The organism is Phycisphaerales bacterium (genome assembly GCA_040217175.1).
GTDB lineage: Bacteria > Planctomycetota > Phycisphaerae > Phycisphaerales > UBA1924 > JAHCJI01.
The window spans coordinates 299,852-325,004 of sequence record JAVJNT010000002.1; the positions used below are offsets into that span (position 1 = coordinate 299,852).

Annotated in this window: 19 protein-coding genes; 6 read left to right on the plus strand and 13 right to left on the minus strand. The window is 68.2% G+C overall.

Annotated features, from left to right (window positions below; all coding sequences use genetic code 11):
* Positions 1 to 96 precede the first annotated feature (96 nt).
* The 4 genes from RIA68_08380 to RIA68_08395 all read right to left on the minus strand — a co-directional run bounded on the left by RIA68_08380 (position 97) and on the right by RIA68_08395 (position 3,458).
* Positions 97 to 339, minus strand: coding sequence for a hypothetical protein (locus tag RIA68_08380; protein MEQ8317456.1), 243 nt, complete (start codon positions 337 to 339; stop codon positions 97 to 99).
* Between the two features lie 231 nt (positions 340 to 570).
* A complete protein-coding gene (locus RIA68_08385) occupies positions 571 to 1,086 on the minus strand; it encodes a tRNA (cytidine(34)-2'-O)-methyltransferase (protein MEQ8317457.1) in 516 nt (171 codons plus the stop codon).
* A gap of 5 nt (positions 1,087 to 1,091) precedes the next feature.
* Positions 1,092 to 2,420, minus strand: a complete 1,329-nt coding sequence (locus RIA68_08390) for a TlpA disulfide reductase family protein (GenBank protein MEQ8317458.1) — start codon at positions 2,418 to 2,420, stop codon at positions 1,092 to 1,094.
* A gap of 183 nt (positions 2,421 to 2,603) precedes the next feature.
* Positions 2,604 to 3,458 (minus strand): RNA methyltransferase, encoded by an 855-nt coding sequence (locus tag RIA68_08395; protein ID MEQ8317459.1) that lies wholly within the window; start codon positions 3,456 to 3,458, stop codon positions 2,604 to 2,606.
* A 111-nt stretch (positions 3,459 to 3,569) separates the two neighbouring features.
* Here RIA68_08395 and RIA68_08400 point away from each other — a divergent pair, with 111 nt between their 5' ends.
* Positions 3,570 to 4,445 carry an undecaprenyl-diphosphate phosphatase gene (locus RIA68_08400; protein ID MEQ8317460.1) on the plus strand — a complete coding sequence of 292 codons (876 nt, stop codon included), beginning with the start codon at positions 3,570 to 3,572 and terminating at the stop codon, positions 4,443 to 4,445.
* 6 nt (positions 4,446 to 4,451) lie between these two features.
* Here RIA68_08400 and RIA68_08405 read toward each other — a convergent pair whose 3' ends face one another.
* On the minus strand, positions 4,452 to 4,721 hold the full coding sequence (locus tag RIA68_08405) for a hypothetical protein (protein ID MEQ8317461.1): 270 nt from the start codon (positions 4,719 to 4,721) through the stop codon (positions 4,452 to 4,454).
* Positions 4,722 to 4,781: 60 nt separating this feature from the next.
* Between RIA68_08405 and RIA68_08410 the strand changes: the two genes are divergently transcribed.
* Complete coding sequence (locus RIA68_08410) at positions 4,782 to 5,651, plus strand: DUF3800 domain-containing protein (protein ID MEQ8317462.1); 870 nt, start codon at positions 4,782 to 4,784, stop codon at positions 5,649 to 5,651.
* A 232-nt stretch (positions 5,652 to 5,883) separates the two neighbouring features.
* Here the strand turns inward: RIA68_08410 and RIA68_08415 are convergent, their stop codons facing one another.
* Together RIA68_08415 and RIA68_08420 are read right to left on the minus strand one after the other, a co-directional pair.
* A complete protein-coding gene (locus RIA68_08415) occupies positions 5,884 to 6,849 on the minus strand; it encodes an alcohol dehydrogenase catalytic domain-containing protein (GenBank protein ID MEQ8317463.1) in 966 nt (321 codons plus the stop codon).
* A gap of 33 nt (positions 6,850 to 6,882) precedes the next feature.
* A complete protein-coding gene (locus RIA68_08420) occupies positions 6,883 to 7,677 on the minus strand; it encodes a HEAT repeat domain-containing protein (protein MEQ8317464.1) in 795 nt (264 codons plus the stop codon).
* Positions 7,678 to 7,729: 52 nt separating this feature from the next.
* On the opposite strand from RIA68_08420, the gene RIA68_08425 reads away from it, so the two are divergent.
* Positions 7,730 to 8,362, plus strand: a complete 633-nt coding sequence (locus RIA68_08425; protein ID MEQ8317465.1) for a hypothetical protein — start codon at positions 7,730 to 7,732, stop codon at positions 8,360 to 8,362.
* Here the strand turns inward: RIA68_08425 and RIA68_08430 are convergent.
* Together RIA68_08430 and RIA68_08435 are read right to left on the minus strand one after the other, a co-directional pair.
* The gene (locus RIA68_08430; protein MEQ8317466.1) at positions 8,359 to 9,096 is read right to left on the minus strand and encodes a hypothetical protein; all 738 of its coding nucleotides are present in this window, start codon (positions 9,094 to 9,096) and stop codon (positions 8,359 to 8,361) included. The genes RIA68_08425 and RIA68_08430 overlap by 4 nt on opposite strands.
* A gap of 9 nt (positions 9,097 to 9,105) precedes the next feature.
* On the minus strand, positions 9,106 to 9,927 hold the full coding sequence (locus RIA68_08435) for an ABC transporter ATP-binding protein (GenBank protein MEQ8317467.1): 822 nt from the start codon (positions 9,925 to 9,927) through the stop codon (positions 9,106 to 9,108).
* Between the two features lie 113 nt (positions 9,928 to 10,040).
* Between RIA68_08435 and RIA68_08440 the strand changes: the two genes are divergently transcribed.
* The 3 genes from RIA68_08440 (at position 10,041) to RIA68_08450 (ending at position 14,815) form a co-directional block, all read left to right on the plus strand.
* Positions 10,041 to 11,045 (plus strand): NAD(P)H-binding protein, encoded by a 1,005-nt coding sequence (locus tag RIA68_08440; protein MEQ8317468.1) that lies wholly within the window; start codon positions 10,041 to 10,043, stop codon positions 11,043 to 11,045.
* A 216-nt stretch (positions 11,046 to 11,261) separates the two neighbouring features.
* Positions 11,262 to 12,212: a hypothetical protein gene (locus tag RIA68_08445; protein ID MEQ8317469.1), complete on the plus strand. Its 951-nt coding sequence runs from the start codon at positions 11,262 to 11,264 to the stop codon at positions 12,210 to 12,212.
* A 119-nt stretch (positions 12,213 to 12,331) separates the two neighbouring features.
* The gene (locus tag RIA68_08450) at positions 12,332 to 14,815 is read left to right on the plus strand and encodes a VacB/RNase II family 3'-5' exoribonuclease (GenBank protein MEQ8317470.1); all 2,484 of its coding nucleotides are present in this window, start codon (positions 12,332 to 12,334) and stop codon (positions 14,813 to 14,815) included.
* A gap of 6 nt (positions 14,816 to 14,821) precedes the next feature.
* Here the strand turns inward: RIA68_08450 and RIA68_08455 are convergent, their stop codons facing one another.
* The 4 genes from RIA68_08455 to RIA68_08470 all read right to left on the minus strand — a co-directional run bounded on the left by RIA68_08455 (position 14,822) and on the right by RIA68_08470 (position 24,896).
* Positions 14,822 to 16,684, minus strand: a complete 1,863-nt coding sequence (locus tag RIA68_08455) for a mechanosensitive ion channel (protein ID MEQ8317471.1) — start codon at positions 16,682 to 16,684, stop codon at positions 14,822 to 14,824.
* A gap of 42 nt (positions 16,685 to 16,726) precedes the next feature.
* Positions 16,727 to 18,178, minus strand: a complete 1,452-nt coding sequence (locus RIA68_08460; protein MEQ8317472.1) for a DUF839 domain-containing protein — start codon at positions 18,176 to 18,178, stop codon at positions 16,727 to 16,729.
* Positions 18,179 to 18,341: 163 nt separating this feature from the next.
* The gene (locus tag RIA68_08465; GenBank protein MEQ8317473.1) at positions 18,342 to 19,346 is read right to left on the minus strand and encodes a 2-hydroxyacid dehydrogenase; all 1,005 of its coding nucleotides are present in this window, start codon (positions 19,344 to 19,346) and stop codon (positions 18,342 to 18,344) included.
* Between the two features lie 114 nt (positions 19,347 to 19,460).
* Positions 19,461 to 24,896, minus strand: coding sequence for a sensory rhodopsin transducer (locus RIA68_08470; protein MEQ8317474.1), 5,436 nt, complete (start codon positions 24,894 to 24,896; stop codon positions 19,461 to 19,463).
* Between the last annotated feature and the right edge of the window lie 257 nt (positions 24,897 to 25,153).

Sequence of the window (25,153 nt, forward strand, 5' to 3'; positions counted from 1 at the left end):
GAAAAGATCGAAGCTCCACTTCGCTTATTTGCGTCCGATTATGAACTCGCCGTGACGGTCGCAACAACTGCGCAGTCTGCGCCGCTCGTTATGGGCCTATCGCGGCGCGAGGCGTGCTGCAACGTTCGGGCGGGCCCGTCCAAACTCATCGCGAACAAACGTGTCCGCGTCCTGGTTGCGGACTCGGTCGTACCGATGGAACGGGCTGCGGATCTGGTTCTCGGTGATCAGCGGGTCTCGGCAGCCACCAAGCACCACCGCGCCCCCGACGGCGAGCAGCGTTGCGCCACCCCGACCCGCCGCGCCTGCCATCGCCCATCGCCGAAATCGCTGGCCCATGAAACAGTGTACCACGCGTCGACGGACGCGTGGTACACCGGAGGAGGAGAGAGAGATGCGTGTGGAACCGGCCCTTCCGGAGCGCTCCCCGGCATTGCGTTCCAAGCCGGGGCGGTCCACGTAAAGCTATACGCGAAGGCTACTTGTTTGTTCGATTCTGGCTCCGAGAATTGTTGCAGAAATGCAACACTCGGGGCTGGCACAAGCCAAGAGCCCCTAGGGAAAGCCCGATTACGCCGGCAGACTCAGGCCGGCAACGAGTTCTACGCGGCCGTCATCGACCATTTGCCGAACGGCTTCGCTGAGCCCGATCGCCACGGCCGTCGAGAGATTCAGGCTGCGCTCGCCCTCGCGGAGCGGAATGCCCAGTTGCCGGTCTGCTTGGCCAGCCAGCACCTCGTCGGGCAGTCCGCGCGTCTCCTTGCCGAAAACCAGGTGATCGCCGAGCTCGAACGCCGCGGCGAAGTGCGGCTGGCCCCGGCGAGACGTGAAGAACCACCGCCGGGCCTCCGGGAATGACTCCACATACGCCGCCCAGTCTGGATGGACCGTTGGCGCCAGCCTGGGCCAGTAATCCAGCCCGGCACGCCGCAAGGCCTTCTCGTCGAGGTCGAATCCGAGCGGCTCGATCAAGTGCAAGGCCGCACCCATCGCAAGACAGGTGCGGCCGATGTTGCCCGTGTTGTTTGGGATCTCCGGCTCGTGCAGGACCACGTGCAGGCGCGGCTGGCCCGGGCCGACACCCATCGTGCTTAGCGGCGGCCCTGGCGAGCCAGGTACGCCTCGTCGCGCTCGCGGCGGAGCTGGACCGCGGGGTCAACTTCCACGAGACGGTTCAAGGCCAGCTCAAAACGGTCGTCGAGCGGGTGACCCATCCAGCGCACCGAGTTGTCGGTGCTGTAGAGCACCACGAACGGGAAGTTCAGACGCTCGACGGTCCGCATGATGCGATCGCTGCGTCCGAACGCGTCCTTGCCCAGCGACGACAGCAGCATGTCGATGTCCTTGTCGAACGCGATGGTGTGCTTCACCTGCGTGCGGTTGGTAATGCTCGCAAGCGTTTGACCATACTGCTCGATCGCTTCATCGAGTTTGGTGCTGTCGCGGCGGAGCTCGTCCGGATCGACCCTGACGAACGGGATCGACATTCCGATCACCGCGATGTCGCGCCCGTGCCGGCGTTGCAGTTCGTCCATCAGGGGCTGCACCCGCTCGTAGCTGCTGGGCACCGTGTGGGCCCAGTAGTACACCACGCGGATGCGTCCGTCCAGGCTCGGCTTGGGCGTCACCCAGGTCACCAGGTCGGAGTTGAAGTCGACGATGGGAAGCTGGGTCTGGCCGCGGCTTTCGAAGTCGGCGTTCTGGGCCTCTTCAGCAGCGCGCCACCGGGCCGGCCAGTTCGCATCCTGGTACAGCAGCGCATCCTGCGGCGGGATGGTCCAGTTGGGAATGTTGGCCGCATCGTGCTGCGCCACGCTGCCGATCACGCGCGTCTTGGGCGTTGCCGGCCCCGCGCGCCGCGTCGAGGCGTTGCTCGCCATCTCGGTCGTCTCGCGCGCCACCATGGCCACCGCATCGCGCACGCTGCCGCGCTCGATGTCGGCGAACCGCAACTGGCCCGCGCGATCGACGACGTAGAAGTTCGGATCCATGTCGGCCTTGATGGCCTCGCGGAACTTTGACCCCGCATCCCGCGCAATCGGGAAGCTCAGACGCAGACGTTCGGCCGTCTGGGCGGCCGTGTCGTACCCGTCGTCCGAGTGCACGCCGATGACGACGATGCCCTGGTCGGCATACCGCTTGGCGACCAGCTCGGCCGCGCGGGCCGAGGCCGTCGAGCCCGAGTGCCAGCTCGCCCACGTCAGGATCAGCACGGGCTTGCCGTCGAGGTCGCCTGCCGTCACCGGCTCACCGATCCAGTCCGTCAGGCCGCCCAGGAGCGACCGGTCGAAGGCGCTGAGCTCAATCGCGTTCAGAGCCTCGCGTCGCTCGCCCGAGCCCTCGCGGATGATCTGGTCGCTCTGGGCCAGGCCGGCGCTCGCCGCCAGCGCCACGATCGTCGCCGTCAGAATCCCTCGCATGCGTACTGCCCTCTGCGCCCCGCGGGCGCGAATCTGTTCGAGTCTTTCCGTTGCCCGAGCGATGCCGCCTTCGACAAGGGCCCCTGCGGGCCCTCTGGCAGGATACCACGCTCGGCCGGGCCCCGTTGCGAACGCATCCGCGGCCCACTCACTATGACGCTCCAGACGCCGAGATGTTCCGATTCATCCGCGTCCGGGCGTGCACAGGCCGGCGAGCGCGATGGCCGCCGACACCCCAACATTCAGCGAATCGACGCCCTCGTTCATGGGGATGCGCACCCGCAGGTCTGCCGCCGCCATCGCCGCCTGGGTCAGGCCGGGGCCCTCGGCCCCCAGCATCAGGGCGATTCGATCGGGCGGGCACCGAAGGCCTGCGTCCGACAGCGGAATCGCTCGAGGGTCGGGCGTCAGCGCCACGGTTCGAAAGCCGGCCCGCTCCAGCACGCCCAGATCGGCCGGCCACGCGTCCACCCATGCCGTGGGGATTCGCAACACGTGTCCCATCGAGACCCGCAGGCTCTTGCGATAGAAGGGATCGGCACACCCCGGACCGAGGACCACGGCAGCGTCGGCCGGCCCGAGGGCAGACAGGCTCCGGTACAGCGACCCGACGTTGTCGTGGTTGCTCAGCCCCTCGAGCAGCAGCACGCAACGGGCGCCGGACACCACTGCCTCGAGCGACGGCCTCGCCCCGCGATCGCCCAGTGCCAGCACGCCGCGGTGCATGTCGAACCCGACGATCTGCTCGGCCACGGTCCGCTCGGCCACGTACACGGGCGTGCCGTTGGGGAGCGCCTCGATCGCGTCCTGCATCGACAGCAGCCGCGTGGGCGTGACCAAGACCGAACGAACAACAAACTTCGATGCGAAGAGCTCCCGGGCCACGATCTCGCCCTCGGCGATGAAGAGCCCGCCGAGCCCCGTGCCGCCATCGCGCTGCACCCGCAGCCACGCATCCTTCTGGTCGCGATAGGGCTCCAGGTCTGGACGCGAGAGGTCCTCGACGGCGATGATGTGCGGCCCGGCCTTGGTCGTCACGGGCTCATTCTGGGCCGCCGAAGGCCCGATGGCTAATCTGCCCGCCCCGCGAACGAATGAGCCGCCGGGGCGTATCGGACGTTCACCAACGCTCTTGAGGGACCCGCGCACGTGGAACTCTGGCAAGCCATCGTGCTCGGCATCGTCGAGGGCATCACCGAGTACCTGCCGGTGAGCTCGACGGGGCACCTCATCCTCGCGTCGGGGCTCATGGGCCTCAACGACACGCCCGAGGGCCGGCAGGCAGCCAACGCGTTCAACATCGTCATCCAGGGCGGGGCGATCCTGGCCGTCCTGGGCCTGTACCGCGAGCGCGTGTGGCAGATGCTCAAGGGGCTCGTTGGCAAGGACCGCGACGGGCTTCGGCTCGCCGTCAACATCTTTGTCGCCTTCCTACCCGCGGCCGTTCTCGGGCTGCGATTCAACGACCTGATCGAGCAGCATCTCTTCACCGCGAGCGTCGTGCTCACGATGCTGGCCATCGGCGGCGTCTACATGATCGCGCTCGACAAGGCCGTTATCGCACCGCGCCGGAAGGAACAGGCCGGAAACACTCTCGACGAGCTGCGTCCAACGCGCGCCCTCGTGATCGGCCTGCTCCAGTGCGTTGCCATGGTGCCCGGCACCAGCCGCTCCATGATGACCATCACCGGCGGCGTGCTCGTGGGCCTCAAGCCCAAGGATGCCGCCGAGTTCAGCTTCCTGCTGGGCCTGCCCACGCTCGGGGGCGCGTGCGTGCTCACGCTCTTCAAGGACCTGACCCGCGACGACGGCACGCCCACCATGATCGAGACCATCGGCTGGCCCGCGCTCGTCGTTGGCATCCTCGTCTCGATGGTCTCGGCCATGCTTGCCGTCAAGTGGCTCGTGGGCTTCCTCAACAGGCACGGACTCGCGCTCTTCGGCTGGTACCGCATCGCGCTCGCGGGCGTGCTGCTCGTCGCCACGCTCGCCGGCGTCATCGCCTTCGTGCCCGAAGGCGGGTGAATCGGCCTACGAGAAGATGCTCGTCGCCACCAGCAGCAGGACGCCGCCGAAGAAGATCACGTCCACCAGCACGGCCACGGGCACGATGCTCAGCACCAGCGCGAAGAAGCCGAACCAATCAGGCTTCTTGATCACCGCGATCATCGAAACGATCAGCGCGACCGGGCTCAGCAGGCCGAACGTGATCAGCCCCGCACACGCGAACAGCAAGGCGATCCGCCCGGGCGTCGTCGGCACGGCGTCGTATTGCTTCAGCGGTTCGACTGTGGGCGACATGCTAGCATGATAGGAGGGGCGCAATTGCAACTCTCGACTTGCTCCTAGGAATTCCGATCGATGAGCTGGCTTTTCTTCTTAGACGAGAGTGGTCACGACCACAAGACCACGCCATACGAAGTGCACGGCGGCTTCGCAATTCATGCCTCAAAGCTCTGGCCTTTCATCTCGGCAGTTCGAACACTGGAAGAGTCAATTTTTGGTATTGACCTGAGAGATTTTGGACTGGAGATAAAGGGAAGCAAGCTGCTTCGGTCACGCTGCTTCAGTTGGGCTGCCCAGGCAGAACCGATGGACCACGCCGAACGCCGCAAGCATGCGTTGAACTTCTTGAACAATGGAAAGCAAAAGCGTCAGCCTCGTCGCCACGAGTTTTGTGCGTATGGCCAGGCTTGTATCTCGCTAGCGGAGGGGATCATTCAATTGCTTAAGAGTCACGACGCCAAGGCGTTTGCGTCGTTCGTCCCGAGGCATACGAGGCCCGACGGAGTTCCGCCGGATCACCTACGCAAGGACATGGTGTTCTTGCTAGAGCGATACTTCTACTTCTTAGAGCACACTCGCGAGACGGGCTTGTTGGTCATGGATGGAAGCGAGAAGCAGGCGGATCACAAGATTGTTCGATCCATGGAGCGATACTTCACGCTTACCTTGACAGGTAGACAGCGAACCCAATGGATCGTACCCGTCCCCTTGTTCGTCGAGTCGGACATGGCATACGGGGTCCAAGCCGCAGACTTGTGCATCTACTGCCTCAATTGGGGCTGGCGTCTCAAGGGACGCATGACTGAAGCAACCCGTCCGGAGATCGAGCCATTCGTATGGCTCATCGAGAAGTTCATCTGGCATGGAGACGGTTACAGGGACGGGCGCACCTTTGCGACTCATGGCACGTGTTTCGTACCAGATCTCTACACCCCCCGCCTCTAGGTCGAGCGAAGGGCTTCCGAACACATCTGCGTCAGCGTACCTAGAAAAAAAGCGGGTAATGCCCTCGAAGCTGCCGTAGCAACTCCTCGGCCGAACCCGCGCCATGAGTATCGCACAAAATCGACGCTCTGTCAAGCCAGATTGCCGTACCACCGCTCAGAAGTAGCAATTAAGTCCCATAATCTTCGTAGAGCATTGGGTCCATCGATGCTCTCCCCAGCGCCTGCGCCGCTTAGAACTCGACCGCCACGTACAGCAGCTCGGGGCGGGAAAGCAGCCGCGGGGCCTCGCTGGGCCTGGTCCGGACCTCCACCAGCCCCGCCGTCTCCACGGCGCCCGAGGCCAGCAGCGGCAGCGCGTCGGCCACCGACCCGAAGCTCGCCCCGATCAGCTCCAGCTCCCCGCGCACCACCGGCGTGAGATCGACCAGCGCTCCGCTGACGGGCTCGGCCGCCAGGATGAACGTGCCACGCGGCCGCAGCATGCCCAGGGCGAGGTCCATCGACGCCGCGCTGCCCACGCAATCGACCACCACGGTCTGATCGCGGCGCCGGCCGACCTCGTCGGCATGGCGGTGCCGCACGCCCCACTTCTCGGCGCGTCCGAACGCCTCGGGCCGCCAGCCCAGCAACCGAACCGTCGCGTTGAGCTTGGCGATGGTCTGCACGGCCAGCAGCGCCGCGAGGTTGTCGCCCAGCACCGTGACGTAGACCTTGCCCTCCATGCGGATCATCCGGGCCGCATGCAGCGCTCGTGCCAGCGGGCCGGCCAGCAGCGCTGCATCGTCCTCGAGTCCTTCGGGCGCGAGCGCGAGGTTTCGCCACGGCACGGCGACGGTCTGGGCCATGCTGCCGGGCACGCCGCGCATGCCCAGCGTACCACCTTCTCTGCAGTGCTGGCTCACACCCGCCCGGCACATGTCGCAGGTGCCGCACGCCACGGCGGGCGAACACACGACCCGCGATTTGAGCAATCGCTCGCGGACGCCTTCGGGCGCATCATCGGCGACCTCGGAGACGACCCCGACGAGATCACGCCCGAGCACCGAGCCGTCGGGCGCATCGGCCGAGGCCGAACGCACCGAAGCCGGCACGTCGCCGGCCAGCCGAACGCGCACGAGCGCCTCGCCCGCGCCGCACGAGGGCTGCCCGAGATCGGACAACACGGGTTGGTTCTGGCGGGCGACGATCGCGTCCAAGGAGGGCTCCGGGGCTACGCCCGTGTCATCGGCCTACTGGGGCGTTCGGGTCAAGCCAATGGGCGTCGAACTCGTCTCGTTGGGCGGCAAGGGCATCCAGGGCAGGTACTCCCACCAGGCGCGCGACCTGCTAAACACCGGATAGACGTAGTCTTGCTGGTCCGCGAACCAAGAGCCGTTTTCGTCGATCCAGCTCTGCCACGCGATGAAGTCGAGCCCGAAGTCTTGTCCCGTCAACAGCTCGAGCGAGCGCACGACCGAGGCGTGCACGGCCAGGCTCTGCTCGGTCTCGGACCGCAGCGACGCGACCAGCCCCACGACCACGTCGCTCTGGGGGTACTGGCCCAGCGCCAGCGCCGCCTCGACGCGCACGTTCTGGTCGGGCTCGGTCGTCGGCTCGATCAACTCGAGCAGGCGATCGGTCGCCTCGGGCTCATGGATGCGTTGCAGCCCCGTGGCCGCCGACCGGCGCACGATCGGCTCCGGGTCGTTCAGCGCCGCGGCCAGCAGCGCCCCGTCGGCCGCCACGCCGTGGACGCCCAGCCCGCGCGCCGCGGCCGCCCGGACTGCGGCGTACTCGTCGTCGAGGTTGTCCCGGAAGATCTCCAGGATGCGGTCGTCCGGCTCGAGCAATTCCATCGTCAGCCGAACCGTGCCACGATACCGGGCGTCGGGGTCGTACGGATCCCGGGCCAGCTCGGCCGGATTAGCCTGTGGCGTGTTCAGGAATCGATTCACGATGCTCTCTTCGCCCACCTGGATGCCGCCGCAGCCCGTGAGCGCGAGCGTGCAGATCGAGACAACCAAGGCTCCCAGGACGCGATCCATCGCTCATGCTATCGGCCTGGCCGCCGTCGTGTTCGCCACGGGATGCACGTCGATGCCGAGGCCCACGGGCACGCTGGCGGGACTGGAGGCCGACTGGTTCTATCTGCCGGGCCCATACAGCTCCGTGCGGTCGACCGACGACGGCTCGGAGCGGGCCACGGTTTCCGCCGAGCGCGACGGCGCCTGGACCGTCGCCATCGGAGATCCCCCCACCACCATCGAGGTCGAACGCCTGCCCGACGGCCGGCCCGCGACCGCCAGCATCGCCAACCCCGAGCGCAACGAGACGGTGGTGTTCGACCCGCCCCTTGCGCTCGTCCCCGCACCGGAGCAGCCCACGCCGGCCGCCGAGTCCGTCGACGTCACGCTCTACCGCGGGCTCATCGTGCAGGAGGGCCAGCGGCCGACCCGAACGGGCACCGCGACGCGAACGTTCTTTGCCGTCGAGCCTGCGACCTGGGTGTTCGAGGGACGCGAAGTGCCGGCCCAGCGCATGGCCCACGAACTCTTGCTCGACTTCGGCGCCGCCAAGGTGCGTCAGCGTTACGACAGCCTCGCCGTAGAGGGACGCGGCATCGTCCGGCAGGAGATGATCGAGCGAGTGACGTTCCTCGGCGTCCGCGTCGACGGCCGGACCGAGACCTTCGAGATCACGAGCTTCGTCGAGGAGCGCTCAGTGCCCTAGAAGAGCTGGTCGCCGGGCGTCCGGAAGCCCACGGGGCGATCGAAGATCTCGCGCATGATGATGGCCTGCTTCAGGTCGATGCCGCGTGCGGTCAGCGGTGCCGAGCGGTTGCGCCCGCCAACGGCGATCGGAGCCTCGACCGGTCGGTTCTCGGCCCGGCGCTTGGCCGCGATGACGTCGGTGATGACGGTCTGCTGCACGGGTGCCTGCGTCGGGTCGGCGGGCCGCGTCGCGGGGATCGGTCGCGGCCGATCACGCTGGGCGCCGCGGTTGGACGGCCGCTGCGCCGGCGTCCGCTGCTGCTGAGACCGCTGCGGTTGCTGCGGCTGGGGACGCGAGCGTTGCTGACGCTGTTGTTGCTGTTCCTGCTGGCGGCGTCGCTGGGCCTCGATGGCCTCGCGTCGGCGGCGGAGCTGCTCTTCCAGGTCTTGACGCTTGGAGGCGGCGCGCTGTTGCTGTTCTTGCTGGCGACGACGGGCGAGTTCTTCGAGCCGCTCCCTGGGCGTCTCCTGCTGGGGGACGCGTGGCTGCGTCGCGCCGGGCACCGGCTGGGGCTGCGGCGTCTCGACGCGCCCGGTCCGCAGCGCCTCGAGCTTGGCCTTCTGGCGGGCCGAGTCGGCCTGCTTCTTCTCCTGGGCCGACTTGAGCTGCTGCAGCAGCCAGCCCAGGCCCGAGATCCCGAACGAGAGCGCGATGATGATGATGCCGAAGTTGTTCTGGATCCACTGCCACATGACCGAACCCTAGTCAGAAGCCCGCACCGATGATGCCAGGCGCGGGAGAGCCACCGTTCGCCCGCCGTCGACGCTCGAGAAGCGCTCGAAGGCGGCCCCGAACACGCCCTGCAACGCCTCCGGATCGCTCAGGCCTTCGGCGGCCAGCGGCGTCACGCTCCCATCATCGGCGATCGCGAGCCCAGAGTCCGCCACGGCCGCCGCCCACGGCAGGTCGTGGGCCGCCACCAGCACCGCCAGCCCGCGCCCGGCCAGCTCTCGAAGCGTCTCGATCAGCCGGCCGGCGTGCCGGGTGTCGAGCGAGCTCGCCGGCTCGTCGGCCAGCAGCACCTTGCCGCGCAGGTCGCCGGTCCCGAGCTGCGCGAGCGCTCGGGCGATGGTGGCGCGCTGCTGCTGGCCCACGCTCAGCCTGGGCATCGCCGCTTCCGCGTGCCCCGCGAGGTCCATCGCCTCGATGGCGTGCTCCACGGGCTGGCCCGAGCTCCGCCGCCCCGCCGCGTACGCCCCGAAGCCCACGTACTCGCAGACCGTGAAGGCGAAGGCCAGGCTCGTCCGTTGGGGCGCCAGCGCCAGCCGCTGGGCCCGCGGCCGCTCGCCCAGCCTGCCGATGGCCGTCCCGCCGACCTCCACCGAACCCGAAGCCGGTATCAGGACGCCCGCCAGCAAGCGCAACAGCGTCGATTTGCCCGAGCCGTTGGGGCCGACGAGCGCGACGATCCGGCCGGGCAAGAGCTCCGCGTCGACCGGGCCGAGCACCCGTGCTTGCCGGGGATACCGGTGCGTCAGCCCGCGGGCCCGCAGGCTGGCTCGCGGGCTCTCTGGGGTCTTCACGCTGGCACTTTCGCTCGCCACGCTCCTACGCTAGTGGCCCTCGGCAAGCCGGGGATGGGTTTTCAGCACTTGTTCAGCGGGGTCGCCGCTCGATCCCGCCTCGGAGGCCGGCCATGGACCAGCAGCGCAACGGCAGCACCACCCAGCCCAAGGGCACCATCGCCGTGACGGGCGCGACGGGCTTCGTCGGCGGCCACGTGGTGCGCGCCCTGCTCGACCGCGGGTACGAGGTCCGGGCCCTGAGCCACTCGCATAAGGACATCGCCGACCTTCGCGATCGCAACGCCGTCGCCGTCACCGTGGGCGACATCAACGACGCGGGCGTGCTCAACGAGCTGGTCCGCGGCTGCACTGCGGTGATCCATCTGGTCGGCATCATCCGCGAGGCCAAGAACAAGCGCTTCGAGACGCTGCACGTCGAGGGCACGCGCAGCATCGTCAAGGCGTGCCAGCGGAATGGCATCGAACGCTACGTGCACATGTCCGCGCTCGGCGTCAGCGACGAGTCCAAGACCGAGTATCAGAAGACCAAGTTCAAGGCCGAGCAAGAGGTCCGCGCGTCGGGCCTCGATTGGACCATCTTCCGGCCCTCGCTCATCCACGGCCCGGGCGGCGAGTTTACGGAGATGATGGCCCAGTGGAGCCGCGGCGAGATCGCACCCTGGATCGGCATGCCCTACTTCCGGCGTCCCGAGACCGAGCAGCGCGTGCCGCTGGGCGGCGTCACCTATGTCGACCCCGAGGTCCAGCCCGTCATCGTGACCGACGTGGCGGGCTTCTTCGTCGACGCCCTGGAGCGCCAGGAGACCATCGGCGAGATCTTCAACCTCGTCGGTTCCGAGCGGCTCACGTGGCCGGCCATGCTTGAGTACGTCCACGAGCACGTGCCCCATGCGAAGGAGGGCGTTGCACCGCTGTGGGCGCCCGCCGACATCGCTGCCCTGCAGGCCAAGGCCGCGCACTTCGTGGGCTTGGGCGGGCTGCTTCCATTCGATGAGGGCATGGCCACCATGGGCGCCGACGACTCGACCTCCTCGCTCGAACGCGTCGAGGCCTACTTCGATCGCCAGCCGAAGCCGTTCCGCGAGTCGTTCTCGGTCTACGCGGGCAAGCTCTAGCACTCGAAAACCCTGAGAAAGCTCCAGAAACCCGGGCGATTCTCACGTCCGCCAACCCTGGCAAGGTGCGCTGGTCGAGCCACGCGTGCCGGTCATGCACGCGCGTTATCGAAATGCCGCGCGGCCACGCATGCCACCGCCTCGGCTCAATCGCAAGTTGTCCCTGGCAGCGACCGATGCCCATAGGAGACCCGGATGCCTTCAGGAGCCAACGTGGTGTGTGACACCCCCCTCTCGCAACTTCGTGCGGCAACGCCCGCCGTGGTGATGACCCTCAACCGCAAGGGCATCACGACCGTCGGTGAGTTGCTCGCCGCGTCGTTCGACGAGGTCGCGTACCAGCTCGACAGCTTCGACGACGCCGAAGTCCTCATCGACGAGGCCAAGCAGGTCGCCGAGAGCGGGGCGTCCGGCAACGAAGAAGCGGGCGACCAGCCGACCACTCAAAATGCCGACCAATCCGACGCGCAGGAGGATGACTCGATGGACCAGCAGGGCGACAAGGATCAAGGCCGCGACCCTAAGGCCAGCAATCAACCCAAGCCCACGCCGCCCCCAACGCCCAAGCCCACCAGCGGACAGGTCGGCCTGGCAACCGCGATGCAAGCGGTGCTCAGCCTGGACGGCGGCGCCTTTGCGTCGATGGAGGCGTCCTCGGCCGCTGCGCAGCGGCTCGCCGCCGCGGCCCTCATCATCCAGCACGGCGGCGGCGAGGACGAGGCCGTCGCCAGCGGCCTGCTCGACACCATCGATCCCAGCGCGCCCTGCGTGGACCGCAACGACGCCACCGTGCGCTTTGGCGAGCCCGCCGTCGACCTGCTCGAGCGCGCCGAGCTCCTGCTCACCGTGCCCATGAGCCCCAGCGGAAAGCCCTCGAACGTCCACGCCAAGCTGGTCGAGGTAGCCGACGCCTCGGCCCTGCTCGTCGCCACGTGCGGCGCCGTGGCGGCAGCCCGGGCCGTCCTTGCCCGCTACCAGAGCTCGGGCGACCAGGCGTGGAGCCTCTTCAAGGGCGGCCGGGACTTCGCCGTCTGGTACTTCGGCTCGATCTGCAAGGCCCTCGGCCCGGCGCTCAAGAAGTCGGGTAAGGAGAGCCTGGGCCACGAGCTGTGGTCGGTGGTCCGAGCGCTCGAGGCCACCGGCACCGACGACCGCAAGGCCGCCTGAGTCGGCGTTCACGCCGCCGCACTTTCCCAGAGAAACCAGCCGCGGGTCGATATGGTTGGGGCCTGACGGGGCGCGATCGCGCGGCCCTTCACGTTGCCCAAAGGCCAGGAGGGCCCGCCATGTCGACATCTACCGAGGCCGTCCTCAAGTATCGCGAGGCCATCCTCCGCCACGTCGGGCACGACCAGTACGCGCCCTCGACGGTCAACCAGCTCGCCGAAGACCTGCGCGCCGAGGACGCGGAGCAGTTCCAGTCCGCCGTTGATGCGCTCGTCGATCAGGGCCTGCTCTCGATGAGCAACGCCGGCCAGGTCATGCTGCCCAGCTTCGGCGACGCCGACGGTGAGGTCGAGGGCACCTTCAACCGCAACCCCAAGGGCTTCGGCTTCCTCCGCCCGGACGTCCGCGTGCGCGAGGGCCACGTCTTCGTCTCGCCCGAGGACACCATGGGGGCGCTCTCGGGAGACCGCGTGCGCGCCAGGATCCGCCGCGACCGCAAGCGTGAGTCCTCCGGCCGCGGCGGCTTCGGGCCTCAGTACGTCGCGACGATCGTCGAGGTGCTCGAGCGCAAGAGGTCCAGCTACGCCGCCACCATGCAGAAGCGCGGCACGACCTGGCTGGCCATGCCCGACGGCGACACCTCCATCGGCCCGGTCGTCATCGCCGACGCCGACAGCAAGCACGTGGGCGAGGGCGACAAGGTCGTCATCGATCTCACCGAGTACCCCGAGGGCAACGCGCTGGCCGAGGGCGTGATCACCCGCGTGCTGGGCGAGGCCGGCCGGCCCGACGTCGAGACGCAGGCCATCATCGCCGCCTACGCGCTGCCGCCCGACGAGTTCCCCGACGCCTGCCTCGACCAGGCCCGCGAGTCGACCCGTGCGTTCGATGACGCCGTCGGACGATTCCTGAGCGATGGGCCGGGCGCCCTGCCCGACCGCCTCGACCTCACCGAGGACTACATCACGACGATCGACCCGCCCGATGCCAAGGACTACGACGACGCCATCAGCGTCAAGCGAACCGACAGCGGCTGGGAACTGGGCATCCACATCGCCGACGTCGCCCACTTCATCGCGCCCGGCTCAGCGCTCGATGTTGAAGCCCGCGAGCGCGGCAACAGCGTGTACCTGCCGCGGCACGTCATCCCGATGCTGCCCGAGATCCTCTCCAACGGCATCTGCTCGCTCCAGCCCCAGGTGCCGCGCTTCGCCAAGAGCATCTTCATCCACTACGACCTGTCGGGCCGCGTGACGCGCACGGGTGCCGCCCAGACCATCATCAACAGCGCCAAGCGCATGACCTACCTCGAAGCCCAGGCACTCATCGAGGGCAACGAGGAAGAAGCTCGCAAGCACGCCCGCACCGAGCCCGAGTACACGCCCAAGCTCAAGAACACCGTCAAGCTGATGGACGAGCTGGCGCGCACCATCCGCGAGCGCCGCCGGGCTTCGGGCATGATCCACCTTGACCTGCCCGACGCCGAGCTCATCTACGACGACAACGGCCATGTGGTCGACGCCGAGCCCGAGGACGACGCCTTTACCCACACGATCATCGAGATGTTCATGGTCGAGGCCAACGAGGCCGTGGCCCGCCTCTTCGAGCGCATGAACGTCCCGGTGATGCGGCGCGTCCACCCCGCCCCCACGCCCGCGGGCATGGAAGAGGCCCAGAAGGTCGCCAAGGTCGCCGGCTATTCGATCCCGAAGAACCCGACGCGTGAGCAGCTCCAGAGCATCCTCGACGCGACACGAGGCAAGCCCTCTGGCCGGGCCGTGCACATGGCCGTCCTGCGCACGCTCAGCAAGGCCGAGTACTCGCCCGCCCCCATCGGCCACTTCGCGCTGGCGAGCGATGCCTACTCGCACTTCACCAGCCCGATCCGCCGCTACGCCGACCTGCTCACCCATCGCCTACTGCAGGACTACCTCGCCCTGACCGACAACGGCCAGAAGCCCCCCAAGGGCGAGAAGGAGATGAAGCTGCTGGGCCGGAAGCTGGGCGACGCGGAGTCGTTCATCCCGCAGGAAGAGCTGGTCACCATCGGCCGCCACATCAGCGACACCGAGGCCAACGCCGCGGACGCCGAGCGCGAGCTGCGCAGCTTCCTCGTGCTCCAGCTGCTGGCCAACAAGGTTGGCGAGGTCTTCGACGGCGTCGTCACGGGCCTCAACACCCGCGGCATCTTCATCCAGATCGACAAGTACCTCGCGGACGGGTTCATCAGGGTCGAGGACCTGCCCGGCGACGTCACCCGCGGCGGCAAGGCCCCCAAGTGGATCACCGTGCGCGATACTGGTGCGCTCGTCGACAAGAACTCGGGACGCTCTTTCAACTTCGGCGACCGCGTCCGCGTCCAGATCGGCGCCGTCGACCTGCCCAAGCGACGCCTCGAGCTGCTCGTCGCCGACGCCGAGAGCCGGGCCGCGGGCAAGGCCGTCACGAAGGGCGTCGAGGGCCTCACGCTGGGCAGCGGAGGCGGCGGGCTCGAATCGACCGAGGGCGCCGGCTTCAAGAAGATGCCCGGCGGCACCCGGCGAAGCCGCAAGAGCAAGGCCCGCGACCGCAACAAGAAGGATTACCGCCGGGACAAGAAGTAGCGTCGGTCAGTCCTTCGACCACTCAGGATCGCCGAAGCTGACCCGGCCCGGGCGCTCGTCCTTCCACGGCGCGCCCTCGATCACCCCGCGGGCCGCCTGCACGCCCTGCCGTCCGGCGTGGCCATCGACCTCGGGCGGCGCGGGCGCCTCGTCGCGCAGCAGGTGCAGCGTCTGCGTGGGGAAGGCGAACTGCACGCCGAGCCGCTGCGCCACGCGCATGACGTCGAGCAGGAACCGCTCGCGCTCGCGGAGCTCGACGGCCCAGTCGGGGCACGCGTGGAACATGTACACGAGCACGTCGATGCTGTGCGGGCCGAAGCGGTTGAGGTACACGTGGTAGGTGTCCTTCCGCGTGTACGGATGCCGCCGGATGAGCTCGCGCACGCCCTCGCAGAACGCCTCGACGGCCTCCGGCGGCGTGCCGTACGTCAGCCCGATGTGCGTGGTGAAACGCCGGTAGCGGCGCCGACCATAGTTGTCGACCGTCGCACGCACCAGCGTCGCGTTGGGGACGGTCACGACCGAGTCGTAGAACGTGCGGATCCGCGTCGATCGGATGCCCAGCTCCTCGACCGTGCCCTCGACGTCGTCGACCACGACCCAGTCGCCCACTTCGAACGGCCGGTCGGCGATGACCGCGATCGAGCCGAAGAAGTTCTCGATCGTGTCCTTCGCGGCGAACGCGACCGCGAGGCCGCCGATGCCAAGGCCCGTGAGCAGCGGCAGGATCTCGTAGTCGAGCGCACTTGCCACGTAGATGACGCCGAACACTGTCACTAGGACCTTGGCCGTCTTGCGTGCCAGCGGTAGCAGGAGGTCGTCGATCTTCGTTGCGGTGGCCTTGGCCTTCTTGGCCAGCACGTCGCACGCCAGATCCACGAGTCGATACGCCGCCCAGATCGCCGCCAGCGTCAGGACCGAGAGCACGGCCACCCGGATGATCGCCTCGGGCACCGGCGGCAGCCCGAGCATGAATTGCCCCGCATACCACACCGCGGCGCCGGCCAGCAGCGCGAAGGGCCGCGACGCGCGGCGGACCACCTTCGGATCGGCCTCGATGCCCCGCCTGGCAAAGAACGCCCACCACAGGAAACGCACGAGCAGCCCGGCGAGCAGGTCCGCCAGGAAACCCGTGAACACGATCAGGACGATCAGCAGCCACTTCCACGCGGCGATGCCCGCCAGCTTGCCCCAGAGCACGCGCTCGGGCAGCACGCCGTCGAGCCGCTGGGCCACCCACTGCTCGATCCGCAGCGGCAGCGTGAGCTCGCCGCTTTCCTCGCCCCAGCGCACCGGCAGCCGGCTGATCTTGCGGAAGAGCTCTTCCGAGCCCTCGACCGTCGCGGTCGAGAACACCCAAGTGCCCTCCGCCGTGCGCGTCAGCGAGATTTCGTGCTCGCCGGCGACCTCGCGCGCCCCGCGTTGGCCAAGCGAGACGGTGCCCGAACCGTCGTACGGGAAGTACGTGAATCGGTCGATCGGTGCGCCGCGCTGGATCGCCGCATCGAGTTCCTCGGCTCCGGGCAGTGCGTATCGCGACACCGGCCCCATGCGCTTGAGCGACTCGTGCAAGCGGATCGCCGCGTTGACCGCCGTGACCGCTTCGGGTCCTGAGAGGCCGAGTGCTTTGGCGAGTTCGTCCTCGGCCAGCGCTCGCTCGCGGCTGAATCCCTGGCTCGATCGGTATCGCTCGACCGCGCGCAGGAACGTCATCATCGTCGAGCGCGGGCTGTCGTACAGCACGTCGGCTGCCGCCTCGGTCGCGGACTGCGAGGCCACGGGCTCGCCCTGCGGGACGGTTTCCGGCCCCTGGCCACGAGCGGCCTGCGAAAACGCGAACACGACACACACCAAGGCGAGGCGCAGCATCGCCCATGTTAGGTGCCATCGGCGGCGTTTCACCCGCCTGGGTCAGCCCGTCCGCCGGCTCTCCCAAGGACCGGTGATCGCCAGCGTGAGGCCTGCCGTTTGGATGTTCACGAAGAGCGTCGTGCCGTCGGGGCTGAAGCAGGCGCCCGCGAACTCGCTATGGCTGCGCGCGTTTCGCCCGAGCTTGTAGATGCGACCCTCGGGAGTCACGCCAACGAGGAATTGCTCGTCGGCCCCGTCTTCGCAGATCACCAGATCACCGAAGGGCGCCACCGTGATGTTGTCGGCGTTGTCCACCAGCCCGGCGTCGTTGGGCTCGATGAACAGCTCCAGCACGCCCGGCTCGCTCGCTTCGCCAGCCGTTCCCTCGGCCGGCGAGGGCGTGTACCGCCAGATCTGGCCCTTGTTGATTCGTCCGCCGCTGGTGCAGGCGAAGTACGCCGAGGCGGGCGAGTCATCGGCGAGTGCTCCCCACCACATGCCCTCGCCCCGCGCGAACCGGGCCGCACCCTTCGCGAACCCGCGCTTGCGTAGTTCGTCGTTGGGGCTCTCGACGTCGTCGACATCGATCCATACGGTCTCGAGGCATTCGCCCACGCCGACCTTCTGCGTCTTCCAGTTGCGTGTGTCGAGGCTCAGCTTGCCCTTGATGCTCAGGGCCTGCAACCTTCCGCCGTCGCGCAGCTTGCCGGGCGTGTTCGGCACGAACCGGTAGAGCAGCCCGTCGTGCCGGTCTTCGGTCTGGTACACGATGCCCGTCGACGGGTCGACGCACACCGCCTCGTGCATGAACCGACCCATCGCCTTCAACGGCACCGGATCGGCCAGCCCCGGCGTCGCGCTGGCGGGTACCTCGAAGTTGTACCCGTGGTCCTTCTCGTAGATCCGCGCGTCGCCGTATCGGTCGCTTGCCCGCTCGGCCGTTTCTTCGCACGTGATCCAGGTGCCCCACGGCGTCGGCCCGCCCGCGCAATTCCGGATCGTCCCCGCCAGCGACAGGTACTCCTTCTCGACCGTCCCCGTCCGGGTGTCGTACACGATCGTCGTCGTGCCGCCGTAGCTGTGGTACTCGCCGAATCCCGCGTCGTAGAACTTCGCGCGTGGTAGCCGGCCCGCAAGCCGCTGCCCATCGCCGTACGGGCTGCCGTTCTTCTTGCTCGGGTCGAGCTCGTGGTTGCGGACGATGATGGTCGTACCGCCGGGCCCCTCGAACGTGCCCATCGCGTCTGGCAAGCCCGGCACGAGCAGCCCATCGCTCATGGTCTGGCCGATGCGGCTGATGACCTGGTAACGGAATCCGTCTGGAAGATCGAGGATCTTGTTCGGATCGGGACGCAGCGGCCCGAACCCGAGACCGATTGCGTCGCTGGCCGGCGTCGCGAACGCGTTGCGAGCGAACAGGGCCTGAAGGCCCCCGAACCCGAGCGTCACGGCGGCGGCCGACTGCAGGAACTGCCGGCGTGTCGGATCGACGTTAGTGCGTTCGACGGTCATCAGGGAAAGATACCGGTGCCTTCGCCGCGGTGGGCGCGCTCTGGGGATTGTACGAGCCAGATTTAGCGCCCGCTTTGCGCGGCGTGTTGGCATCCCCCTGCCGCACGACCGATATCGCACGGCCCGCCGGACCCTCGATCGGTCGCTGCCGCCTTCTTGATCGCTAGGCGATCATCGCCGTCGTCACGAGGTTCTCCGGCGGCACGCCGTCGCCCTCGAAGCCCGTCAGGTTGGCGATCGTCGTGTCGGCGATGTTCGCCAGCGCCTCGCGCGTGAAGAAGCCCTGGTGGCCGGTGATCAGCACGTTGGGGAACGTCAGCAATCGAGCGAAGACCTCATCGTCGAGGATCTCGCTCGAGAGGTCCTTGAAGAACAGGTCGCCTTCTTCCTCGTACACGTCGATGCCCAGCGACCCGAGCCGCCGCGTCTTGAGCGCTGCGATCACCGCGCGGGTATCGACCACGGCGCCACGGCTGGTGTTGATCAGCATCGCCCCGTCCTTCATCTTCGCCAGCGCGTCGTCATCGATCAGGTGTCGCGTGCCGGGCGTCAGCGGGCAGTGCAGCGAGACGATGTCGCTCTCGCGCAGCAGCCGATCCATGTCCACGAACTCGACGCCCAGCGATCGGCCCTCGTCGCTCGGCTCGACGTCGAAGGCCAGCACGCGACAGCCGAAGCCCAGCAGGATCCGGCAGGCGGCCAGGCCGATCCGTCCCGCCCCGACGAAGCCCGCCGTCTTGCCCTTCATGTCGAAGCCCATCAGGCCCTCGAGCGCGAAGTTCCGCTCTCTGACCCGGTTGTACGCGCGGTGGATCTTGCGATTCAGGCACAGCATCAGCCCGATCGCGTGTTCGGCCACTGCCTCGGGCGAGTATGCCGGCACGCGGGCGATCACGATGCCTAGCCGTTCGGCCGCTTCGAGATCGACTTGGTTGAACCCCGCCGCCCGTAGCGCGACAAGCCGGACGCCGCACTCGGCCAGTTTCTCGAGCACCGGCGCCGACGCGTCGTCCTGGCTGAAGATGACCGCCGCCTCATAGCCGCGGGCCAGCTCGGCCGTGACCTCCCGGAGCGACGCCTCGACGTACGCCAGCTCGTGCCGCCCGCCGTTGGACTCTTCGAGGGCCCGACGATCGAACGCCCGCGTGCTGTAAACCAGTGCCTTCATGCTCCATCCAACGCCGCGCTCGCCCGCACGGCAACCTCTAACGCGCCCCTGAAAGAAAAACGCCCGCGACCGAGGGGCCGCGGGCGTGGCAGGACGATGGCGAAGCGGTGTGTCTTACGCGATGGCGCTCTCGATGCCCAGCGGCACGCCCAGCGTACCGAAGGAGCCATCGAAGAAGCTGTCGGTGCGGCCCTGATAGGCCACGATGCCCGTCGAGCTCTTGACGGTGAAGCCGTAGAAGATGCCCGCCGCCCCGTCGGCGGCCGCCGCGTCGAATCGCGACTGGCTGAGGAAGGTGCGGAGGTTGAACTCGCTGACCGTCGACGCGCCCGCCACACGGCGGAACGTCTCGGTGCTGCCGTCGGTAAAGCGGAAGGTGATTTCGAGCAGGCTGTCGTTCAGGCCGGGGTTATACACCCGCAGGTACTCGCGTACCTGGCCGCCCTGCAGCGGCGCGAAGCCCTCGCTGAAGCCCCACAGCGTGTGGGCCTCGTTGGCGGTCGAGGTCGACAACGCCTCGCCCAGCCCGCGTGTGCTGCTCGCGACGACGACCGCCTGGTCGCTCTCGTAGAACACGCCGTAGGGCGTGCCCGTCGGGAACAGCGCGATGTCTTCGACGCTCACGAGGCTCACGCGGCCCGGGGCAACTTCCACCGTCTGGCGGATCGCGCCGCCGTCCTGGAAGATGAACTGCAGCGTCACGGTCGCCTCGGACGACGAGGGGTTGAAGACGCTGATCGTCTCGCTCTCGCTCGACTGGCCGACCTGGCCCTCGGCGATCGCGCCCTGGGTCGCGCCCAGGTTTGCCGTACCGAGCTGGGCCGAGCCGGCGCCGCCGCCGAAGCTGCTCGCCGCCGCGACGATCGGCTCGCTGGCGATGATTGACACGCCGTACTCGCCCGGCGTGATCCGTCCGGCCAGCTGCCCGTTGGCCAGCTCGTTGTTGAAGTTCCAGCCGCCGCGGCGGTAGCCCTCCAGCGTGTACACCAGCTCGACGGCCTGCCCGCCCTCTCCGCTGAGCGGGAAGAGGAACAGGCTGACCTTGGTCGTGTTGCCGGTGGTGTTCAGGAACGTCACGAAGTCGCTCTGGCCCTCGCCGATCGACACGCTCGCGAAGCTCCACGTCTCGCTGGTGACGCCGCTGAACGCCTCGCCCGTGGACGAACCGAAGTCGAAGTGGCTCATCGTCGCCGCGATGGGCACCGACGAGCGAACCTCGAGCGCGTAGGGCGTGTCCTTGAAGACGCCGTCGGCCGAACCCGACACCGGGTTGAACACGTTGGTCTCGCTGCCCATGGCGTACAGGTCGGGCGTCGTCACCGTCAACGCATCGGGGCTGCGGGTGTTGGCTTCCACCGTGCCGTCGAAGATGACCTGGTCGCGGATCGGGATGCTCGGGTCTTCGTACCGCACGATCACCACGACGCGGGCGTCGGTGTTGGTGAAGTTTGTCAGCGGCACGAACGTGCTCGAGCGATCGTTCGCGAAGCCCTCGGGGTAGTACTGGCGGTACGCGAGATCGGCCAGGCCCTCGGTGTCGTCGGCCGGAGCTGTCGGGTCGTAGGTCAGCAGGCCGCGATCGAGCCGCTGCATGTCGGCCCGGGTGTTCGTCGCCGTCGCCTGCAGGCCGTTGGCGCCCGCGATGCCTTCCTGGCCCTGCTCGCTGAGGAACACGAAGTACCGCAGCGTTGCCGTCTGGCCAGGGTCGACCGCGCCGATGTCGTAGCTGAGCGCCATCGTCAGGTCGCTCGAGAGACCGTCCGGATCGGCGACCATGCGGTCGAGCACGCTCTGCGGGTTGCGAACGTCGGCCGAGAGCGAGGCAAAGAGCGCACTCGCACGCGTGTCGCTCGGGTCGGCGGCCAGGCCGATCGCCAGGCCGTTGCTGCCGGTCGCCACCGCCACTGCCTGGCCGTCGATCACGTCGTTGATGGTGAACTGGCTTCCGGTCGTGCCCAGGTTCTGGTCGGGATTGAAGCCCTCGGTCCACAGCACGTCGCTGATGCGGCGCTCGGTCGTGTTGGTCAGCGTCACGTCGATGGCGATGAAGTTGTCGCCCGAGCCGTAGCTGATGGCCCGGTTTACCAGGAAGCCGTTCGACACGCCGCTGACCGCCACGCGGTTGACGGTGGCCGTCGACTGGCTCGTGACGTTGAACGGCACGTCCTGGCTGCTGCCCGCGCCGTCGTTGACGAACGCGCCCATGTCGGTGCCCAGCCCGAAGAACGCGGGTCGGCCATCGAAGGCGCCCGCCAGGAACTCGGCCCCGCCGAACACGATGCCCTGCCCGTCCAGGCCCCAGGCGCCGCTGGGCGACAGGCCGACGGACAAGCGGTCGCCATCGAGGATCACGCCCGGATCGCTCACGCCCGAGTTGAGACGCACCACGAGGTCGTACGAGCCGACCGACGCGCCGTCCTCGCCCGAGCCGACCACCGTCGGGTCGTAGGCGCCCGGCGCTACCGCGCGGCTCGCGTCGCTAATGCCGATGAAGTAGGTGCCGCCGTCGACGAACACGAAGCCGTCGATCGCCGCGTCCCGCTCGCTCGCGGGGTTCGAGGATTGCAACTCGTTGCCCGCCGCGTCGAACAGGCGGATGGCCAGGTCGGCCACGCCGCCCGAGGTCGCGTCGACCGTGAACGTGCTGCCCGCCGCCGCCTCGAACTGGTAGAGGTCCACGTCGCGGACGCCGAACCCGCCGTCGCCCAGGAAGGCGTTGAAGCTCACCGTGCCCTGCGACGGCTCGATCAACCGGGCCGTGGTCAGCGTGTCGTTCAGCTCGAACGGCCCGAAGATGTCGTTCTCCAGCACGAAGTCGAGCGACCAGCCCAGCAGGCTGCCCACGTCGTTGCCCTTCGTGTCGCGGATCACGAGCTGCCACACGCCCTGGGCCGAGTTGTTGTCGTAGACGTCCAGCGACTCCTGCGGGCGCCAGGTGCCGGTGAAGGGCGCGTCGGCGGCCGTCACGCTCGTAATGCTCTCGGTCGCGTCGCTGTCGAACACCGCCCCCAGGATGTCGTCCGCGTCGGCGCCGATGCCGCCGAACAGGCGGATCTCTTGTCCCTGCGGACCCACCAGGCTCACTGTCAGGTCGCTGATGAAGTCGTGGTTGATGTCCAGCGACACGTTGACGTCGCGCACCTGGCGCGAGTCGCTGATGAAGATCGAATCGATCAGCACGCTCTGGTCGGGAATCGTCACGCCCGGGGCCGCGAAGCTGTTGCCGATGTTCAGCTCCGAATCACCGATCAGCGCCACGTCGAGCCGTAGGTCGTAGTTTCCGAGCGACTGGGTCTGGCCGCTCGCGGGCACCAGCGGCAGGTACTGCTCGTTGCCGAAGCCGCTCACGCCCACGTAGTACACGCCCGCGCTGGGCACGAAGAAGTCGATGAACGGATCGTTGCCGAAGAACTGGTCGTTGATCGCCAGTTCCTGGCCCGCCGCGTCGAACAGCCGCAGCACGCCGTCCAGCGTGCTCGGCGTGGGCAGCTGCTGCGCAAACACGCGAGCCGAGATCAGGCCGCCACGCGGCAGATCCAGGCGGTAGATGTCCACGTCCAGGCCGCCCTGCACGCCGTCGCCGATCGTCCGGCCGGCGAAGGTGACCGTGCCGTCGCCGCCGCCCGGGATAATGGCGGGCGTCGCCGTCGCGAGCCGGTCGTTGGGTTCGCCGATGCCAGGGGCGAGGATGAGCTCGAACTCGTAGACTTCGTCCTCGCCGCTCGACGAGTCGCCGTTGAGGAAGTTGCCCTCGTCGTCGCGGATGGCCGTGTTGTCGAGGGTCAGCCGGTAGTCGTCGATGGCGCTCAGCGAGCCGACCGGCGTAATGGTGAGCACCGTGCGCGACGCGTCGAGCGCGGCCGTCGACAGGTTCACCGCGATCTCGTTGCCGTCGAAGAAGCTGCCGTCGCCGTTGGCGCGGATGAGCGAGATGCGGCTCAGGATGTCGACCGGCAGCGCCTGCACGGGCTCGCTGAAGGACACCTGCACCTGGTTCACCGGCGAGCCGGCGATCTCGCCCGGGCTGACCTGCAGCACCAGCGGACCGTCGGTCGTGATGATCTGCAGTGCACGCGCCGCGTTGATCCGGCCGTCGGCCACCACGCGGTCCTGCAGCGCCGCGATCGGATCCGACGAGTCGATGAGCGCGTCGGTGACCTGCTCGGGCGTCAGGTCGGGCCGCACGGTCTTCATCAGGCCGACCACGCCCGCCACGATCGGGCCCGAGAAGCTCGTGCCGTCGATGAACGTGTACGCGCCGTTCACCGCCGTGGTCAGGATGGCCTCGCCCGGCGCCGCGACGTCCACGGTCGTCTCGCCGAAGTTCGAGAAGCCCGCCAGCTCGTCGCGGTTGTTCGTCGCCGCCACCGCCACGATCCCCGGCAGGTTGTACGCCGCCGGGAAGGCCGTGAACGCGTCGTCGTTGTCGTTGCTGTCGTTGCCCGCCGAGGCGACGAACGTTGCGCCCGCCGCGATGAAGTCCTCGATGGCCTGGCGCTCGAAGTCGAACTCCTCGAACTCCTCGAAGAAGCTCGGGGCGAATGCGCCGTAGCTGTTGTTGCTCGCCACGATGTTCGTGCCGGCATTGATCAGGCCCGTCAGGTAGTCGTGCGCCGCGATGATCGCACCACCGACCAGGGCGCCCTGCTCGTTGGCGATCTTGATCGGCAGGATCGACACGTCCCAGTTCACGCCCGCGATGCCGATGCCGTTGTTGCCGACGGCGCCGATCGTGCCCGCCACCGCCGTGCCGTGGCCGCCACCGATCGCCGTATCGTCCGGGTCGTTGTCGCCGCCGAACTGGCCCGTGCCGCCCGGGCCGAACGTCGCGGTGCCGAAGTCCCACCCGCGCACGTCGTCGATGAAGCCGTTGCCGTCGTCGTCGATGCCGTTGCCCGGCACCTCGCCCGCGTTGGCCCAGATGTTGTCGGCCAGGTCCTCGTGGTACCACTCCACGCCGGTGTCCACCACGGCGATGACCACGCCGCTCGAGCCGGTTGTAATCTCCCACGCCTCTTCGAGCTTGATGTCGGCGCCTGGCGTGCCGGCGGGCTGGCCCGGGATGGGCTGGCCCACGTTGTCGATCCACCACGCCTCGCCGTTCAGCGGGTCGTTGGCCACGCGCTGCGGCGCATACGCGACGTTGGGCTCGATGTTGATCAGGTTGCCGATGCGATCGCGGATCACCTCGATCGCGCCCTCGTGCAGCGGGTCGGGCGTCAGGAACTCGACGTACCGGCTGCCTCGGTGCATGTAGCCATCGATCGCGATGCCCAGCTCGTGCACGAGCTTGCTGAACTCGGCCGTCAGCGTTTCCTTGTTCACCGAGCGATCGAAGGTCGCGATCCACGAGTCTTCGATCGCCGCGACCTCACCGTCGCCCCAGGGCCGCATCTCAACGCCAGCCGGCAGCTCAACAGCCGACGAAAGCAGCACGCGCGGTTCCAGGGCCTCGACGCGTGTCGGGGCGTCCACGCGTCCCGGCGCAGCGGCCCCGGCCAGGCGGAACAGGTCGGTCAGGCGACGGCGGACGGATGTGCTCGTAGACATCGGAATCTCCAACGGCGACGCTCGGGGGCGTGACGGATTCGCGGGATGGACGCTTCGGTGCGGGCCCGTCCCGCCGGGGTCGGCCGGGACATGCGGGTGGGTCGGTGGGCAGGGATCGGCGGCGCCGACCCACGGTGTGCGGCCCGCCGGACGCTCGTCCAGCAGCCGCACGGAGCGCTCCGCCGGACGGGGCTGCCCGGCCGAAGACCGCGCCGGCATCGTCGCCAAGCGCCACTCCCACACAGGCATACGACCTT